The organism is Pontibacter cellulosilyticus (genome assembly GCF_014306105.1).
Lineage (GTDB): Bacteria > Bacteroidota > Bacteroidia > Cytophagales > Hymenobacteraceae > Pontibacter > Pontibacter cellulosilyticus.
The window spans coordinates 212,873-231,443 of sequence record NZ_JACRVF010000003.1 but is presented as its reverse complement, the minus strand read 5'-3'; the positions used below and the strand labels follow the sequence as shown (position 1 = coordinate 231,443).

16 protein-coding genes are annotated in these 18,571 nt (G+C 46.0%); 5 read left to right on the top strand and 11 right to left on the bottom strand.

The features are described from left to right. Positions 1-248 precede the first annotated feature (248 nt). Complete coding sequence (gene queF / locus H8S84_RS11860; protein ID WP_187067559.1) at positions 249-749, bottom strand: preQ(1) synthase; 501 nt, start codon at positions 747-749, stop codon at positions 249-251. Positions 750-1,010: 261 nt separating this feature from the next. On the opposite strand from queF, the gene H8S84_RS11855 reads away from it, so the two are divergent. Genes H8S84_RS11855 through H8S84_RS11840 form a run of 4 tightly spaced genes read left to right on the top strand, consistent with a single transcriptional unit; the run spans position 1,011 to position 3,319 of the window. Continuing rightward, positions 1,011-1,490: a 6-pyruvoyl trahydropterin synthase family protein gene (locus tag H8S84_RS11855; protein WP_187067558.1), complete on the top strand. Its 480-nt coding sequence runs from the start codon at positions 1,011-1,013 to the stop codon at positions 1,488-1,490. Between the two features lie 39 nt (positions 1,491-1,529). After that, positions 1,530-2,204 (top strand): 7-cyano-7-deazaguanine synthase QueC, encoded by a 675-nt coding sequence (queC, locus tag H8S84_RS11850; protein WP_230407156.1) that lies wholly within the window; start codon positions 1,530-1,532, stop codon positions 2,202-2,204. 18 nt (positions 2,205-2,222) lie between these two features. Next, entirely contained in the window at positions 2,223-2,945 is a 723-nt protein-coding gene (locus H8S84_RS11845; RefSeq protein ID WP_187067556.1) for a 7-carboxy-7-deazaguanine synthase QueE, read from the top strand. Positions 2,946-2,986: 41 nt separating this feature from the next. Beyond that, positions 2,987-3,319: a hypothetical protein gene (locus tag H8S84_RS11840; RefSeq protein ID WP_187067555.1), complete on the top strand. Its 333-nt coding sequence runs from the start codon at positions 2,987-2,989 to the stop codon at positions 3,317-3,319. A gap of 16 nt (positions 3,320-3,335) precedes the next feature. Here the strand turns inward: H8S84_RS11840 and H8S84_RS11835 are convergent, their stop codons facing one another. The 5 genes from H8S84_RS11835 to H8S84_RS11815 all read right to left on the bottom strand — a co-directional run bounded on the left by H8S84_RS11835 (position 3,336) and on the right by H8S84_RS11815 (position 11,725). After that, positions 3,336-4,322, bottom strand: coding sequence for a porin family protein (locus H8S84_RS11835; RefSeq protein WP_262890236.1), 987 nt, complete (start codon positions 4,320-4,322; stop codon positions 3,336-3,338). Between the two features lie 188 nt (positions 4,323-4,510). Then, complete coding sequence (locus H8S84_RS11830; RefSeq protein ID WP_187067553.1) at positions 4,511-5,779, bottom strand: MgtC/SapB family protein; 1,269 nt, start codon at positions 5,777-5,779, stop codon at positions 4,511-4,513. A 100-nt stretch (positions 5,780-5,879) separates the two neighbouring features. Beyond that, positions 5,880-7,217 carry a TolC family protein gene (locus H8S84_RS11825; RefSeq protein ID WP_187067552.1) on the bottom strand — a complete coding sequence of 446 codons (1,338 nt, stop codon included), beginning with the start codon at positions 7,215-7,217 and terminating at the stop codon, positions 5,880-5,882. Positions 7,218-7,267: 50 nt separating this feature from the next. After that, entirely contained in the window at positions 7,268-10,399 is a 3,132-nt protein-coding gene (locus tag H8S84_RS11820; RefSeq protein WP_187067551.1) for an efflux RND transporter permease subunit, read from the bottom strand. A 246-nt stretch (positions 10,400-10,645) separates the two neighbouring features. Further along, complete coding sequence (locus H8S84_RS11815; RefSeq protein WP_187067550.1) at positions 10,646-11,725, bottom strand: efflux RND transporter periplasmic adaptor subunit; 1,080 nt, start codon at positions 11,723-11,725, stop codon at positions 10,646-10,648. Between the two features lie 232 nt (positions 11,726-11,957). Here H8S84_RS11815 and H8S84_RS11810 point away from each other — a divergent pair, with 232 nt between their 5' ends. Continuing rightward, a complete protein-coding gene (locus tag H8S84_RS11810) occupies positions 11,958-12,299 on the top strand; it encodes an MGMT family protein (protein ID WP_187067549.1) in 342 nt (113 codons plus the stop codon). Between the two features lie 45 nt (positions 12,300-12,344). Here H8S84_RS11810 and H8S84_RS11805 read toward each other — a convergent pair whose 3' ends face one another. The 5 genes from H8S84_RS11805 to H8S84_RS11785 all read right to left on the bottom strand — a co-directional run bounded on the left by H8S84_RS11805 (position 12,345) and on the right by H8S84_RS11785 (position 18,563). Beyond that, positions 12,345-13,202: a DUF4249 domain-containing protein gene (locus H8S84_RS11805; protein ID WP_187067548.1), complete on the bottom strand. Its 858-nt coding sequence runs from the start codon at positions 13,200-13,202 to the stop codon at positions 12,345-12,347. 11 nt (positions 13,203-13,213) lie between these two features. After that, entirely contained in the window at positions 13,214-15,892 is a 2,679-nt protein-coding gene (locus H8S84_RS11800; RefSeq protein ID WP_187067547.1) for a TonB-dependent receptor, read from the bottom strand. A gap of 24 nt (positions 15,893-15,916) precedes the next feature. Further along, positions 15,917-16,900 (bottom strand): FecR family protein, encoded by a 984-nt coding sequence (locus H8S84_RS11795; RefSeq protein ID WP_187067546.1) that lies wholly within the window; start codon positions 16,898-16,900, stop codon positions 15,917-15,919. A gap of 119 nt (positions 16,901-17,019) precedes the next feature. Beyond that, the gene (locus H8S84_RS11790; protein WP_187067545.1) at positions 17,020-17,568 is read right to left on the bottom strand and encodes an RNA polymerase sigma-70 factor; all 549 of its coding nucleotides are present in this window, start codon (positions 17,566-17,568) and stop codon (positions 17,020-17,022) included. 431 nt (positions 17,569-17,999) lie between these two features. Then, positions 18,000-18,563 carry a hypothetical protein gene (locus tag H8S84_RS11785; protein ID WP_222621648.1) on the bottom strand — a complete coding sequence of 188 codons (564 nt, stop codon included), beginning with the start codon at positions 18,561-18,563 and terminating at the stop codon, positions 18,000-18,002. Positions 18,564-18,571 lie beyond the last annotated feature (8 nt).

The window sequence follows — 18,571 nt, the reverse complement described above, 5'->3', positions numbered from 1 at the left end:
GAGCAGGTTAAGCTATACCGTGTGTAGAATATAACGGCAGAATTGATTGATACTTTTATGAGCTTTAGAAAAGACTTTAGAAAAGACTGATGAAGGTTTTCATCATAAGGCGCTTGCACAACACCCTGCTAAAGTATAAAAGCCGCTCCATTTTAGTGAAGCGGCTTTTATACTTTAAGTAATCTATACTGGTTGAGCCCATTGCGGCTAACCGTATTGCAATTTTATACTTGGGATAAAGCTGTTACTTATTGCATTCTGCTGTCAATCTCACAGGTTGTGTTAATGCCTCCACGCACATTGTATACCGTAGTAACTTTCAGGTAATCAGCGTCAGCTAAAATCTTGCGCAGGTCCTCAAACACATAAGCAGTAATGTCTTCCTGTGCCGAGCCGATATTTCTCCACGAAAGCAGGTAATATTTCAGGCTTTTAAGTTCAAGTATATGCGAGCCCGGAACATACTCTACACGAAGCGTACCAAAGTCCGGAAGGCCAGAGAATGGGCAAAGGGCAGAAAACTCACCAGCTTCTGTTTCATATACTACTACTTGCTTTGCTGTATGCTTGTAAGGCATGATATGAATGTCCTTCTGGCGGGTATCAGGAGAGAAAAATAAACCAAACTTACCGTCCGGCTTAATGCCATACTCAGCCATGTAATCAAGTGCACTGCTGGTATGTTCCAGCGCTTTCTTGTAAGTGTCCTTTAATTGTTCCTTAATATCAATTTGTTCTGTGTTGTTCATCACTTTTACTATGCATGATTTTTTGGTGCAACAAAGTTAGTACTTAATTGGTGCTATTTGTATAAATATATCGGCCTAAGGAATGAAAGTGTAATTACCAGAGTTATTTTATGAGTAACTTGCGGGGTTTATGGCGCAATCGCTTTTGCTGCTGAAATGCTTGCAATAGAGGGTTTAGCACTGCCTGAATACAGTTGAGTTTGGTTCTGGGACACAGAGGTGTTTGTTTGGCATTGTTGCCCCAGTATTAGTAAAGTTAAAATGAAAGTAGCCAAAAGATTTAGATGGGAAGGGGCGCACCGCTTACCCTGGCATACAGACGGATGCCAGAACCTGCACGGCCACTCGTACCAGATGTGGGTAGAGCTTAGCGGGCCAGCCGGTAAAAACGGGATGCTGATCGACTTCAAGGAAATCAAGAAAGTGCTGGCACCGCTGGTAAAAGCCTGGGATCACGGCGTGTTGGTTGCCGAGACAGATGCCGAACTGCTGCAGGCAATGGAGCTGTTAAAATCCAAGCATTATACATTGCCCTTCGATACCACTTCCGAAAACATTTGCCTGTACGTGATCGATTATCTTGGCCAGCATGCTTTTGATATAATGTTGCAATACAATATCGAAAGTGTATATGTGAAGCTGCAGGAAACAGAAACCTGCTATGCCGAACATGAGGTAAGTATAGCTGCGCTGCTGTCAGAGAGAGAAGAGAAACGTGTTGAAAGGGCAATAGCTCTATAACCTATCAGATATAAAACTACAAAAACCATTATGTCACTTATGACAGATACCGCTTTAGTTCTTTTTTCAGGAGGTCAGGATTCTACCACATGCCTGTTCTGGGCAAAGGAGCAGTTTAAAAATGTGGAAGCACTGGGCTTTAAGTATGGCCAAAAGCACGAGGTGGAGCTAAAGCAGGCACAGCTGATCGCTGAGAAAGCGCAGGTGCCTTTTAAGGTAATCGACATTAGCGGTATGCTGCAGGGGTCGGCCCTTACCGAGCATGACAAGGATATGTCGGCACCGCATGAGCTGAACGAAGAGCTGCCGGCCTCGTTTGTGCCGGGCAGGAACGCTGTTTTTCTTACCATCGCCATCAGTCATGCCTTTACCAGAAATATCACCGACATTGTAGGAGGTATGTGTCAGGCTGATTTCTCTGGCTATCCAGATTGCCGACGCGTGTTCATCGACTCGCTGCAGACAACAATGTCACTGGCATTGGACAAGGATGTAAGAATACATACGCCGCTTATGTACAAGAGCAAGGCAGAGGCATGGAAGCTTGCCCATGACTTGGGAGTGCTGGATATAGTGCGCGATATGTCGCATACAGACTACAACGGCGACCGCAGCACCTACAACGAGTGGGGCTACGGAAAGCTGGATAACCCGGCATCTATACTTAGAGCTAAGGGTTATGAAGAGGCAAAAGCAAAAGGCTGGTTAGGATAAGAAGAGGAGAATCAGAAGATGGAATTTAACGTTGTAAAAGAGACAACATACAGAGTAAAATCAGTTTGGAAAACACTACAGGGAGAGGGTTTGTTTGCAGGCCGTCCGGCTGTGTTTGTGCGCATGGTAGGCTGCAACCTGTGGTCTGGCTACGCAGACACACGAGAACGTGATGCCGCCCGCACTGGCGCTAACTGCCCGATGTGGTGCGACACTGATTTTACGAAAGAAGGTAGTAGAGCTTACACAGCGGCAGAGTTGGCTCAGGAAATGCGCAGTGTAGGCGGCGATGTAAGGTTTTGCGTTATAACAGGCGGCGAACCACTGCTGCACCTGAAGGCAGAATTAGTGGAGGCGCTGCACCAGGCAGGTTTCTTTATTGCTATCGAAACAAACGGTACTGTATCGCTGCAGGAAGCCTGCTGGAATGAAGAAGAGAATAGACTGGAGGCTCCTGATTGGATCGTGTGCAGCCCGAAGCTGCCGCAGGAACAGTTGACGCTGGAGTATTTTGATGAACTGAAGCTAGTGCTTCCAGATTACCATCCTGCAAAGTATAGTGATTTCGCACAGCGACAGCGCCTGAACGAAGTGCAGAATAACCAGTTGCCATTGCTGTGGCTACAGCCGGAAGACGGAGATAGACTGCATCAGGCCACGCAAATGGCTATTAATTACGCACTAGATAACCCTGAATGGCGTGTATCGGTGCAGACACATAAAATATTGAACGTAGAGTAAGCACACTCCACATCTCAAATAAAAGTATAAATCCCGAGAGTATGGATTTGCAAGGCTGGTGGACAAAAGACGAAGAAGGCTACATGGAGTTTGAGACCTCGCAGCTGCAACGGTTTTATGAGGCGGTTACTGAAAGTTACCACCGGGTATATAACAGCTTTTTGGATGAAAACGATGATGATGACGAGGCTTACTACAAGGCACTAGAAAGAGGGTATGAAATGGTAACAGACTATAAAACTATTGACGGAATTAGTCAGTTTGCTACCACTTATAATACACCAGAATACCTTGTTGATGTTTGGTATGGTGTAGATGAAGAAACAGGGAAGAAGGTATACAACAAAGGCTTTCTCCGCATCAACAGGAATTAATCATATACTCTATTAACTAACGACTAATTGTAATTGTAATCCGCCAGTGGCCTGGCTCCTTTATTTCGTACTCCATTCTGCTTTGTGCCGGCGCCGAGGTACCCATTGTGGCCGGAATTGAAAACTGTATACTCCCCTGAAATGGGTAAACAACATCGCGGTACCCTTTAACAATGCCTGTGTCTTGAATTGTGCCGCTGGAGCCTGCTATCATCACATCCTGAGGAGCAAAGCCACTTGTTGATATAATCTTGTATTCTACATGAGTTTGTTCTGAGTCAGCCACTTTACTAAAGGTAACACGGCCCATGTTCATACTACTAACAATGCTGTATCCTTTTTTCGAAGCTTTTCTTTTGTCGTAGTATTCAACATCTGGTGCGGCGATTACTGGAGGTGGGGGAGGTAGTATATTTCTTATTTCTTTCTTTTTACCAAGTAAATAGAAAGCAGATAACTGAAGCGCTATATTCTTCTTCCAGTTTTCCTGATCAATAACTTCTTTAAAGCTCTGGTTAAATCTAAAGCCCAAGCCTAGGCCAGTCTCTGTCTGATAGCCAAAGCCGCCTGCGAAACCTATATCCACTTTCTCTACTACTGAAAATAAATCACGTGCATGCTCGTGTTCCTGAGTTGAGCCATTGGTACTTGTTGTACGGGTTTCTGTGCGTTTGCCGTCTAACAAAAATGAGAACTGCGGCCCTGCCTCAAAGTATAGCCCTTTGGTACCTACCTTTGCCAGTATTGGTAAGTCTAAGTAGTTGATCTTGTTTTTTTCGTGGTACAGGATTGTGTCGCCAAATACGCCTTTGTTATTTCTTGCAATCTCGAAACTGTACCCTTTTTGAGAGTATATTAGTTCTGGCTGCAGGTAAAGCTTGTCTCCAATCTTATGCGCTAACACTATTCCTCCATGAAACTGTTTTAGCCAGTCATAGCTGCCTTTGGTAGTACTTATGCCATTAATCTTGCTCATACTCCCACCAAAACGCACTCCTGGCATACTCTGCGTAAAAGCATGTTTGATGCAACAAAGCAAAAGTAGCAACAGAAGTGTTTTCTTCATACTAACAGAAACTGTTATAAAACTTTAGAAAGATAAAGTTATATTAACAAGTTGCAATAGCATGAAAGCAGTTTTGAGTGAACAGCAGAAACTGCTATGTATAAGGTGTGTTTTCTTACTGCTGTTCAGCTTAAAAAAGCTGATAGATTAAATTCAGCAGGCCATAACCAGAGTACCAGCAGGCCTCCTATAAGTACGATGCCAAATAAAACGCCTACCCTGGCAAATACTTTGGAATTGCCCAAAACTCCAACCAGAACTCCCTTAAAAACTAAGTTAGATAAAGCGGCGACAAGTATAACTTTCCAGCCGTTTTGCATATCAAGGTTTCCGATGTTCATGAGGCGAGCCGTTGAAAGCGTAATCGCATCGACATCTGTAAGACCTGAAATAATGGCAACAATGAACAGTCCTTTGTTGCCTAATTGGTCTTTGGCAAAAGCTGTGGCAAGTATAACCAGAGCATACACAGCTCCAAAAACTAGTGCGGCTTTAAATTGAGCAGGGTTGCCTTGCTCAGGCATGGTGTCATGTACTTTTTTGCTGAACAGGTAGGTTATAAGCCCTACAATCAGCATAAGTATAAGTAAAGTAGCTAGAGGGGGAAGCACAACAGACGCCGTATCTGGGGCTACAACAGCAACTTCGGTGATAATGCGTGCAACTGAAACGAAAGTAGCAATAAAAATTACAGTGGCGGCAAGGCTCGTGCTTGTGTTGCTGTCTTTAGACCGGCGGGCATAACTTACAGTGGTAGCAGTGCTTGATATGAGGCCACCAAGTATACCTCCCAGTATTGTTCCGGCCCTGCCTCCGAATATTTTGTATGCAAAGTACCCCAAAAGGCTTATCCCCACGATCAACACTACCATCAACCAGATGTTATGCGGGTTTAGAACATCATAGGGGCCATAGGTTTCGTTTGGCAGTATCGGAAGTATGATCAGCAGTATAACTACGAATTGCATGATCGCTTTCAGGTCTTTTTCGCCAATGCGTTCTACAATGCGATGCAGCGTTTCTTTCAGGTGGAGGAGCACAGCTGTGGTGGCTCCGATGGCGATGGCAACTGTACCGTCTCCTAAAATAACATAGGCCCCTACTACAAACATAAGCAAGGCTGCAGCCTCTGTTGTTAAACCAGGATCGAAATGAGGATTCTTTCTTTTAAGGATATTCGCGATTGCAACAAGGGTAGCCACACTAAGTAACCCAGCTGCAAGTACCCAGCCGCCAATTGACTGGGAGAGGAGGGCTGCTACAGACCCGAAAAGTGTGAAAAGCGGAAAGGTGCGAATGCCTGCCAGCTCAGACTTCTCGTGCTGCCGTTGCAGCCCCACAAGTAGGCCAAGGCCAAGTGATATACCTAGTTTCTGGAAGAGCTCTGACTCCATAGATTATTTAAAGTAATCAGTTTATACTGCCTGAAACTATAAAAGTATAGCTATGGCTATACTTTTATACTTAGATGCTGTTATATGTGTGCAGCGGCTGCTATGGTGTAACCTCCTGCAAAAGGCTGCTGCTAAGTCTTTTTAGTTCTATTTCCGCGGTTTTTGCCTCATATTTAATGTCTATCAATCTGTTCTCTGCCAACAGCTGGTTACGCTGTGCTTCGCGGAGTTCAATAGCTGTAAGCAAGCCAAGCCTATACCGCTCTAAAGCAATGTCAGCGTTTTCCTGTGCCAGCTTCACATTCGTCTCTTCTAGTTCCAGTAACTTAATCCTGTTGGCATACTGGCTATAAGCCCTTGCAACTTCAGATTGTAGCCTGTTTTGTTCCCGTTGAAACTCCAGGTTACTAGTCTCTAGGGCAATGCGGGCATTTTGAGCCTGACGGTTAATGTTGAAGCCATTAAAAATCGGCAGGCTTACAGCAAGACCATAGTTATAGCCACGGTTTCTGTTAAACTGCGCCTGGAACTCGTTTAGCGGCTCAGCCTCCGAGCGTGAAAAGTTATAAGCGCTTATTACTCCTATCGTAGGAAAGCGGCTGGCTCTCATTGCTTTTACATCCAGGCTGGCAATGTCGCGGTTAAGTTGCAGGCGTTGCAGTAGCGGATTAGACGAAACCAAGCCGTTATCTACCTGGCTATAGTTTAGCGAGTGATCCACCTGAATAGAATCTATGGCGGAAAAAGCTATATTAGGCTCTCTACCCAATAGCTGGTTCAGGTTTATTTTAGCGTTTTGCAATGCTTCTTCCTGTCTTAGCAGCTCCGAGCGGTCGGCATTGTAATCTACTTGGGCACGCAGGATCTCTACCTTGGCGCTAACACCTACCTCGTACTGTGCCTGTGCCAGGTCTATGCGCTGCTGCGATATGGCTATCGCATCCTCCAACGCCTGAATTCTACGGCTCTGGCGCACTACCTCATAATATGCATCTGAGATATCGGCTACCGTGTTTTCTACTACCTGCCGGGTAAACAGCTTACCAGACTTTTCAAGAGCTCTTAGCCTGTCCAGTTCGATGAACATGCCCATACCATCGAAAATAGTCCAGTTGAGGTTTACACTGGAGTTGATATTATTGGAGCTGGCGCCGGTACGAATAACGGGTGGCCTTGCCTGAAATTCCTGCCTGGAGTTGTTTTCACTAAAAAGGCGCGTTGCACGAGCATCTACATTGGGCAGAAAGCCAGCATTGCCAAGCGTTACATTGTTTTCGGCTATATCTTCCTGCTTATCGGCAATCCGTATGTCATAGTTCTTTTCTAATCCAATACGAATCGCTTCCTGAAGCGTAAGTTGGTCCTGGCTGTACGAGGTGGCTGGTAAAAGCAGCGCTACTACGGTTAGTAGAAGCGCTGCTGTTTTTAATGGAGACATTAATTGTTTATCCAAGGTCGGTTCTTAAACAAAAGTTTTCTGTTTATACTTTATTTGATGTAGGCAGGCTCAGGTTGATGTGTGACTTTTGGTGCCTCCTCATCCTCCGCGTCGTCGTCGTCAGCCATGCGGGCTACGTTTGCCTCAGCAGATGAGAAGAAGGAGTAAACAGCCGGAATAACATAAAGTGTTAAGCCGGTTGCGAAAATAAGGCCACCCACTACAGCAATACCCATCGAAACTCTGCTTTCTGCACCTGCTCCCAAGGCCAGTGCAATTGGCAAGGTACCAAGTATAGTAGACATCGAGGTCATCAGGATTGGTCGGAAACGCTGTACAGCTGCATCGGTGGCTGCCTCAAGTTTTGTAAGCCCTGCCTCTTTGCGCTGATTGGCAAATTCCACTAATAGGATACCGTTCTTCGTTACAAGACCCACCAACATGATCATGCCAATCTGGCTAAAGATGTTAAGTGTTTCCCCAAAATACCAAATGCTGAGTAGTGCACCTGCCAAGGCAAGCGGTACGGTAAACATGATGATCACTGGATCGCGGAAGCTCTCAAACTGAGCTGAAAGCGCCAGATAAATCAGGCCTAGTGCAAGTATAAAGGCAAATAGTAAACTGCTGGAGCTCTCAGAAAAGTCACGGGACTGGCCTGCAAGTGAAGTCTGGTAGGTATCGTCTAGTACTTTATCGGCAATCGCATCCATGGCCTCAATACCGTGGCTGATTGTTTTACCTTTTGCAAGTGAGGCACTAAAAGTGGCAGAAGCAAAACGGTTAAAACGGTAAAGCTGCGGCGAAGCGCTTTCCTCACTAAGTTCAATCAGGTTATCTAACTGGATCAGTTGCCCTGCATTATTCTTAACATACAGACTGCGAAGGTCTATCGGGGCAGAGCGGTTCTCGCGGGCAACCTGGCCAATTACCTGGTATTGCTTGCCGTCTTTTATAAAATACCCGAAACGCTGCCCACTGAGGCCAGCCTGCAGTGTTTGAGCCACATCGCGCACACTAACACCCATGGCCTGCGCTTTTTCACGATTGATCTCTACGCGCAGTTCCGGTTTGTTGAACTTCAGGTTTACATCCACAAAGCCAAAAGTAGGGTCCTGACGGGCTAGGTCCATTATTTGAGGCACAATTTCGCGTAGCTTTGATCCGTCCGGAGACTGCACCACGAACTGCACTGGCTGACCGGCACCACGACCACCACCAAGGCCTTTATCGCCTGATGCAAACGCACGAGCTCCTGTCAGTTGGTTTGTTAATCTGCCAATTTCCTCTACAATCTCCTGCTGCGATTGGCTGCGCTTATCGGCATCAACCAATTTAACACGCAGGAAGCCGGAGTTGGAGCCACCGCCTGCAAAACCAGGAGATGTCATGGCCACCATGTTGTCTATACCTTTAATGGAATCGTTGACTAGCTGCGTCAGCTCTCCCATGTAATCGTCCATAAACTCGTAAGAGGCACCTTCTGGTCCGGTTACGCTGATACGCAGGCCATTACGGTCTTCGTCTGGAGCAAGCTCAGATGGTAAGGTAGTCATGAACAGGTAAATGGCGACTGCCGCTACTACTATTATCACAAAGGCCACCCAACGTACGCGCATAAAGCTTTCGAGGCTGCTGCGGTACCCGTTGGTAAGAGATGTAAAGAAGGGCTCTGTTTTACGGTAGAACCAGTTCGGCCTTTCGCGGTGCTTTAACATGCGCGAGCACATCATTGGCGTTAGCGTAAGCGATACGAAAGACGAGATGATTACAGAGCCAGCCACTACAATACCAAATTCACGGAAGAGGCGTCCGGTTATACCTTCCAGGAAGATTACCGGCATAAACACTGCTGCCAGAGCAACAGTAGTGGAGATAATGGCAAAGTATATTTCCTGCGAGCCTTTCTTGGCAGCTTTCATCGGCTGCTGGCCGGCCTCAATCCGGGCATAGATGTTCTCCAGCATTACAATGGCATCATCCACTACCAGACCAATAGCAAGCACGATACCCAGCAACGTCAGTACGTTAATAGAGAAATCCATCAGGTACATGATAAAGAAGGCACCGATGAGTGACACCGGAATAGCAACTACCGGAATTACTGTAGAACGCCAGTCGCGGAGGAACAGGAAGATGATGATAACCACCAGGCCAAAGGCAACGAAAATAGTTTCTTTTACCTCGGAAATAGAGGCTCTGATGTATTGCGTATTGTCAAAACCGATTACTACTTCCAGGTCTTCAGGCAAATCCTTTTTGATCTGCTCCAGGCGCACGTAAAACTCATCGGCGATCTCAACCTGGTTGGAACCTGGCTGCGGAATAAGCACCACACCCACCATTGGTATACCATCGCGGCGAAGTATAGATTTCTCGTTTTCAGGAGCAAGCTCCGCATGGCCGATGTCACTGAAACGTATCAGCCTGTCAGCATCCTCCCGCACGATAAGATTATTAAACTCCTCTGGCGTAGAAATTCGGCCCATCGTTCGAACCGAAAGTTCTGTAGTAGAGCCTTCTATTCTACCCGATGGCAGCTCCAGGTTCTGTCGCACCAGGGCATTCTGTACTTCAATTGGTGTAACGTTAAGGGCTGCAAGCTTGTCCGGGTCCAGCCACAGACGCATAGAATAGCGTTTCTCACCCCATATATCCACGGAGCTTACGCCAGGTATGGTTTGCAAACGTTCTTTGAACACGTCCTGGGCAATGGCAGAGATATCCAGCAACGAACGAGTCGGGCTTTTTATACCCACAAAAATAATAGGGTTGGCATCTGCATCGGCTTTAGACACAGTGGGAGGATCGGCATTATCAGGAAGCCTGCGTTGCGCACGGGCCACACGGTCACGAACGTCGTTGGCGGCGGCCTCCATGTCTACACCCAGGTTAAACTCTACGGTAATGTTGCTGCTACCCTCACGGCTGCTAGAGGTAAGCGTACGGATACCGGCAATACCGTTGATAGACTCCTCCAGCGGCTCTGTGATTTCAGATTCGATCGTTTCGGAGTTAGCACCGGTGTAGCTCGTTGATACGTTTACAATAGGTGGGTCTACACTGGGATACTCACGCACGCCCAGGAAGGAAATTCCAATGATACCGAACACAATAATCGTGATACTCATCACGATGGCCAGTACCGGGCGTTTTATACTTATGGATGATAAGCTTGCCATATATTAGTTTAGTATTCAGTAGTTGCAGTTTGTCTTTTGCTGATCTCTGCAAAAGTGCTTATCCTTTGCAGAGAGCGGGAGCAGCAGAACTGCGCATTTAATCTTCAATTGATACCCCAAAGCTCAGCAACGGGTGCAGCCTTAGAGAGATAGCTTATACTTTACACCAGAAGGCTACAAATATACTTGCTGGGATAAAACAGCAGTGAACCGTACTTGTTCTGTAAACGGGTCAGCTTTAGTCGCTTATTCTCCTGTTTTTACTTTCCTGATCGTCAGGTCGGCACCAGGCCGCGCCTGCAGCACACCAGACTGTATAACAGAATCACCGGGAGCAAGACCGTCCAGAATCTGGATAAAACGCTCAGAACGCTGTCCGATTTTTACCATTTGAGGTACAGCCTTACCGCCTTTGGCTAAGAATACCTTATGGCCTGTAGCCTCCGGTATAATTGCCTCTGTAGGGATAAGTATAGCTTCGTTTACTTCTTCCAGGCCAAGATTTACCTTAACAAAGGCACCCGGCTTCACTTCTTCATTTTTATTATCGTAAAGGGCGCGTACCTGCATGGTTCTGGTAGCAGGATCTATGATGGGTTGTGTGGCGTAAATGGTAGCCTCATATTCTTTAGGACTGCCTTCTGCGGTAAAGGTAATTTTGTCACCTTCTTTTATCTGCTGGCTATAGCGGCCCGGTACAGCGAATTCTATTTTTACCGGGCTGATGTCTACTATTTGTGCAATAGGCGAGGAGGCTGTTACGTAACTGCCCTCACTTACCTGGCGCAAACCAATAACACCATCAAAAGGAGCTCTTACATAAGCCTTGGCAAGAGAAGCTTTCAAGGCCTGTATATCGGCAGTGGCAGTTGCAAGCTGGTTGCTAACCTGGTCATACTCCTGTCTGCTGATGTAGTCTTTCTCCAGCAGTGTACGCTGGCGCTCTTCCATATCGCGGTAAAGCTTCTGATTAGACTGCAGCTTCTGCAGCTGCGCCTGCATTTCGGCAGCATTAACGGTAAACAGTAACTGGCCTTTGCGTACACGGCTGCCTTCCTGGAAATTTATGTTAGTTACACGACCTGCTACTTCGCTGCGCAGCTCTACCTCCTCATTCGGAAGCACGGTGCCTGTAGAGGCGATATTGTTCTGGTAGGCAGTGGGAGAGACCACAAAAACGTCTACAGCTACTTTCTGAGCCATCGGGCCACCACCCCCGCCGCCTGCTGCCGGTTTGTCCTCGCCTGCTAATAGTTTGGAGTAGAGCAGGTAGCCAACAGCTACAACGGCTACAAGTATAAGAATGGATTTAACAGGTTTGCTCATCTAAATTGTTTCAGAGTTTTATAGGTAATGTGTTATATTTACTAGTCCTGGAGTAATGCATCAGCTACAAGATCCCTTGTCTTAGACTAGGTAAACAAGAAAACGTTTAAAGTTACTTACAAGAAGGGTTAAACAAAAACAGTCGGGTTTAGTCCTCTACTAATAGGTAGTTTTGCCCGACAGACAACTACTTTCTGTGTTTAAACAGTTAGGAGAAGAAATTAGTCCCGCTATGAGCGAAAACAGTCAGAAGAAAAATTTTTTCCAGGATGTGTACGAAGTGGTGAAGCTGATACCGAAAGGCAGGGTTACCTCTTACGGTGCTATTGCCAGCTACCTGGGCTCCAAGGGCTCAGCGCGCATGGTTGGCTGGGCCCTGATCGCCTCGCACCCTATGACCCAAATTCCGGCGCACCGGGTAGTGAACCGGATAGGGATGCTGACGGGAAGCCAGCACTTTGATGCGCCCAATGCCATGCAGGAACGCCTGGAGCAGGACGGGGTAAAGGTGGAAAATAACCAGATAGTGGACTTTGAGAAACTATTCTGGGACCCGGCGAAGGAACTGATGTAGTACGTAAAGGTTGCAAAATTTGTCTCAGGAGTTCAAGTCGTACCTCTAAAACCGGATGCGGAAAGTGTGGATAGTATGGCCAGCGAAAACCCCGTAACCGTTCTGGATATTATTATGTACCGCGGTAGGCGAGTGTGAAAAGCTATCAATAGTAGCCTGTTTTGTTAGTGTTCTTACATAATGGTAATAGTCAGGGCTAGCCTGCGCTATGTTAAAGTATAAAAGTTTTCCTTTCCCAGGGTATCCGGTGCGTATCTTTAGCGGAACAGATTTTCCATCTATCAATTTATCGCTGAAAAAATAGAGCCAGCCTAGGCTGAACTCATGCTCGACAGGTGCCTCAAAGCTTATGCTTGTGTAGTGCTTGTAGACCTGGTTATTATAATAACTGGTATCATTGTAAAAGGCGCTAATAAAGTAATAGTTCTGCAAGTCGGGCACGTCATTCAGCACAAAGGTTAACTCTACTTCTCGTGAACCATCAGAAGTGTTAATTATTTTACCTTTGAGATAGCTAACAGCAGGCTTGGCGGGAGCAAATCCTGAGGCCTGAACTTCCGGGTAACCTGGCGCTGACACTTTGAGTGTGTAATGCTCAAGTTCTTTTGGCGTAGTTTCTTGAGCTTTGTACTTTCCGTTTCCTATATGAGGCAGGTTGTACAAAAATCTATCGCCCTGGTACACGCCAACCGTTGCGTGTTGTACCTGCTCGTAAGGCTTATTGGAGAGAGCACTCTGACTGCCACTAATATCAATGCTCCAGGTGCTGTCCGGGTTAAAGACGCCATTTACTACAAGGCGTTGCTTATGCTCAGGTAGTTCAAGTTCTATTACATTGGTACAGTTCCACAGCAAAAGTGCAGAACTAAACAACAGGCATAGGTTAAATGTGCTTTTTCTCATGATTGCAAGAACTAGAATTTGAAGCCATAACTAAAGGAAGGCAGAATCGGTAACAAGGAAGTTTGATATAAGTAGCGTGTTCGTGAAGAACTGCTACCATCGTTGCCAGTGCTCTCTCTGCTGTTTTCACTTAGCTGCAGGAAGTATGGGTTTTGTCGGTTGTAGGCATTGTACACTGATAAATTCCAGTAACGCTCTCCCCATTTTTTCTTTTTTGTGTGGGTTAGGCTCAGGTCCAGACGGTGATAAGAAGGCATGCGGTAGTTGTTCCGCTCTCCTACATGGTCCACGTTAGCGATGTAAGATGAACTTGAGCCAGGTGGGTCCTTATACTCGTTGTAAGCTTTATAGCGGGTCAGAGGCAGTGTTGTCATATAACCTGTCCGGTATATCCAGCTTCCTCCAATGCTCCACTTCTCATTGAACTGGTGGTTGATAACCACAGAGCCGCTATGCCGGCTGTCGTAGGTGTAAGGGTATTTCTGATTGAAGTTGATGCTATCCAACTGGCGCCACGACCAGGCCAGAGTATAGCTGACCCAACCTGTGGTTTTTCCTTGTCGCTTGCGCAGCATCCATTCAGAGCCGTAGGTCCATCCTCTGCCGCTAACTATTCGGGTTTCATAGGGCGGGGCAACAAAATTAGCAAAATTGGTTTTAGGCCCACTTCGCATAAAGTCCGTTATAAAATCCGCACCATCTTTGAATTCAGCTATATCCTTCATCTCTTTATAGTACAGATCGGATGTAAGCTCCAGTTGATCCTGCTTTAGTAGCGCAGCTGCACCTAAGGTGGCTTGCCACGAGCGCTGTGGCTTAACCTTATCGGTGGAAGGTGCCCATACATCGGTTGGAGTGCCCGTAGATGTATTGCTGAGGAGGTGCATGTACTGCGCCATGGTAGCAAAGGAGCCCCTGATGCTAAATCCTTTTGGAGATGTATAACCCAGGCCGAGGCGCGGCTGCAGCGACGTAAAGGTCCGGCCGTTAACAGTGAATCCTGAAAAATGTAGTCCCAGGATTGCCTGTAGACGCTCACTTAACTGAATTTGGTCATCTGCATAAGTATAAAACTCATGAGCTATTATTTTTGAAAAGGAATCTGATGTAAGCGTTAAGGTATCAGTCTGCAGTAGAACAGATTCCGGCCTGAAATTATGGTAGGTGTAGCTGGTTCCAAATCGTATTTTATGCCTGTTTGTGGCTGCAAAATCAAAATCAGCCTTGGCCCCCCAGTCTTTTATACTGGAGGAGTAGTTAGTTGTACGTGATGTAGTATTATCAACCTGCTTTCGCTCCACTTCGCTGACCTGTCTGAAGCTGTAGCGGCTGTGTATGAGGGTTATGTTGCTAAACAACCTGGGGCCGTAGACATGGTTCCAACGTAATGCGCCGGTAGTGTTGCCCCAACGCATATTAAACTTCTGTTCTTCACTCTCGGCTAACCGCTCAAAGGAATAGTTGTCATTAAATTTATCCTGGCCACCATACAGGCTCAGGTATATTCTGTCTTTAGCAGAGAAAGTATGGTTTACCTTTGCGTTTAGGTCTCCGAAGTTGTAGTGGGGTATTGATTCTCCGCTCATGGCTGCTGCTGCCATAGCAAGCAGATCGAGATAGGTACGGCGGCCTGCAATGAGAAAAGAAGTTTTATCATTTTTAATCGGGCCTTCCAGAAGTAGTTTAGAGGAGATAAGACCAACAGCGCCTTCGCCTGCAAAATGCTTATTATTACCTTCTTTCAGCTGCACATCTATCACTGAAGATAACCTGCCGCCATAAGGGGCAGGAAACCCGCCTTTAATCAGGTCCACATTTTTGATAGCATCAGGGTTGAAGACAGAAAAGGTGCCTAGCAAGTGCGATACATTGTATACAGGCACTCCATCAAGCAGAATCAGGTTCTGGTCGGGGCTGCCGCCACGTACGATGAGGTCAGAAGAACCTTCCCGGCCTTCCTGTACTCCAGGCATAAGCTGTAGCGCTTTAATGGCATCGGCCTCACCCATAAATCGGGGCAGCTGCTTTATCTCATGGCTGCGCATAGAGAGGCGGTTTGCCTGCTGCAGGTCAGTTATTTTTTCGGCAGTTACTGCTACCTCACTTAGCTGGTTTGCATTCGCCTGCAGTTTCCATATAATAACCGTATCCTGGGTAATAGGTGCAAGTTGTATTTGCAGTGGTGTATATCCTAAGTAGCGGATCTGTAGTTGTGGCTGCCCTGCGGTCGTCTGTAAGCTGTAAAAGCCATAAGCGTTACTGGAGGTTCCTGTTACACCCTCTGTTATGGTGGCGCCTGCCAGGGCCTCGCCAGAGGCTTCATCAATCACATATCCGCTGATAGTATACCACTCTTTCTCTTTTTTGCCAGGCAATTGCTTTGCCGGTTGAAGAATAATCTGGCCCCCGATCAGGCTATAGTTTGTATTAGTGCCGCGCAATAACTCATCCAGTACATGCCGCAACGGTCTTTGTCCGGTTTGCAGGTTTACCTTTTTTTGTACCGGCACTAAATTGCTGCTGTAGGAGAAGCTGATCTTATACTTTTCTGAAAGTTCTGCGAGTACCTCCTGAATGGTGGCATTACGCTGGTGTACCGTCACCCGTTGGTCCAGCACGGAAGTCTGAGCCAGTACAGAAAGGGCAAAGGCGAGCCACCCCACGCTGAAGCATAGTAAATGTTTACTCATTGGCTAATAAATCTGTTACGTTTGTTATTTGCAGCCTTGTCCGGTTAAGGAATAACCCTGCTTATCCTGCTCAATGTATTTTAACTGCATAGTTGCTGTCAATACCTGTAAAACCTCTTCAAGATCAGCCTGCTGAAAAGTGCCAGTAAAACGGCAGGTACCTAATGCACTATTCTTTAATTCTATTTCTGTGTCATAATATCGCTCCAAGACAGGCAGTATGTTCTTTAGCTCCTCATTTGCGAATTGAAGCTTACCTGTTTTCCAGGCCCATGCATTTTCTCCTGGAATCTCCTCTTTTCTTAACTCGTTGCTCAGAGTATTAAGTTGTACCGCAAATCCTGGTGTTACAATAACCTCTTTCTTCTGTTCCTTTAAGCTAAAAGCAACTTTTCCTGTTGCCACAGCCAATTCAACCAGCGGTTCATCCGGATAGGCACGCAAGTTAAAAGAGGTGCCTAGTACTTTTGTTTGTGCTTCATTTGAATGAATAATAAAAGGACGCTCTACATCACGTTTTACTTCAAAGAATGCTTCACCCTCTAACTGCACGTTCCGTTCATTTCTATCAAAATCCTTATCATAAATGAGCTTACTGCCTTTGTTTAGCCATACCTGGCTATTATCGGGTAATACAACTGCTATTCGCCTGTTACCTGACTCGACTACCTCCATACCAAAGTGCGGGAATAGAAAGTACTTAGCCAGCCACAATACGCCAATTAACAAAATGATAGAAGCAGCCACACGCCAAACATTCTGATAAATAGAGATTACTTTAGCAGGTTGCTTATCTACCAGCTGGCTTTTTACTTTTTTCCAGGCGGCCTCTACGTCTGTATCAGCTATCTCCGAAGGAGGTGTTAACTGCCAGAGGCGTTTTTGCGCCTGGTAATCGGCCTTATGCTCCGGCGACTCTGCTAACCAGTCTTCAAGTTTCTGTAACTCTGACGCACTGGCCTTACCGGCCAGTTGTCTAGTTACAATGTCCCAATATTTACCCTCCATATCTGATAGCGCTTGGTTTATAAAAGTTTGTTTCTAGCTTGGAGGCTTCCGCCAGGGGCACCTTATAGTTCGTGTTATTCATAGAGATGACAGGTGAGAATTTCTTTACCGCTACTCTCTCATGAAAAAAAATGAAAATAAATTTCAAATAGTGTTATGAACACGCTCAGGAGCACTTTCCGAAGTATGGCAAGCGCTTTTTTGATGTGATTGTCCACGGTGTTAGGGGAGATGTTAAGGAAATCCGCAATTTCCTTATGGCTCATTTCCTCATAACGGCTCAATAAAAATACTTTCTGGCACACAGGGGGCAAAGCTTCTATTGATTGTTGAATCTTTTGCTGGAGCTCCTGATCTAGCATTTCCTGCTCAATGCTGTTGCCGGCCTTAGGCTGAAACTCCAGGTACTTTGCATTTATTTCTAACCGGCGTTTCTGACTAGTAGTATAATTTAATGCCTTATTAATAACTGCGGTGTAGAGATAAGCTTCGGGAGTATCTATAAACTGACGCTCTGTGTTGTTCCAGAAGTTTACAAATACTTCCTGCACAAGGTCCTCCGCAGCAGCCATGTCATTTGTGATGCGGCAGGCCCGACTGCACAGCTTTTTATAATTACTCCGGAAGAGGCTTTCGTATGCTTTAAGTTTGTTCTGCTCGTCAGGCATAATGCCAGATTGATTATTGTATGAAGCATAAAAGTATAAAAATTAAAGATTTCCAAGCCTTACTTGCTCCTTGTTTTTGTTCATGTGATGTTACTTCCATATTTTGATTAATCTCATAGTATTTTCAGTTTTAGAACCCATAATCTACGGAAGCAATTTCTGAACAATTGAATAAGGTAACTATACAGGGATAATCATGTAGTATGACAAAGTATTTCTGCTATCGTTGCTTTATCTGTTTCGTATTAGCCAAATAGTGCCAAGGGAAGGATTATAAGAATTTTGAGAAACTGTTCTGGGACCCGGCAAAAGAATTGATCTAGATGCATAAAAACTGAACAGGCGCTACCATAATCAGCAGCGCCTGTCAGACTTAAATCAACCACCTTAACATTATCTAAATCACTTTCTGAAAGATCAGAAGAGGAGTACTATTTAAAAGTTATGTTGCTTTGCTGTGCCAGCAGTAACTCTACTTTTACCTGGAGCTCTTCCTCTACCTTAACCAGCCCTCCCAGTTTGTTGGGGGTAGCCAGTTCGTAATCAGAGAAGCTCAGGCAAAGGGTAGTGCTTAGTTTCTGCCCGGGTTGGTTACAGAAGCGGACACCGCGCAGCACCTGTGTTTTGCCTGCCAATTGCAGGCGTAAAGTGCCAATTAGTTGCTGTGTTTGTTGCGTTAGCTCTAGCACCTCTACCCGCACCAGCGGATGATTTCCTGCTTTAAGTGTGCGTTGGAAATCGCGGTTAAGCAGCAGGTTGCCACAACCAAAGTCTTTTACTGGTAGGCTTAGCACGAGGCGTTCACCTTTTAATGTCTGCTTATTTATGTATAAGGTGTCGCCAGACCTGTTGCCAGTGTAAGTGCAGTTAATGCTGCCCAGCGAGGTTGCTGCCTCCACTGTTATGCGTTCTCCCTGTACCACCAGGTAAGCTTCTTTCGCTTTACCGCCTGATAAGAGTGTCAGCATCGCCAACATTAACTGCACTAGTAACATCACTTTAT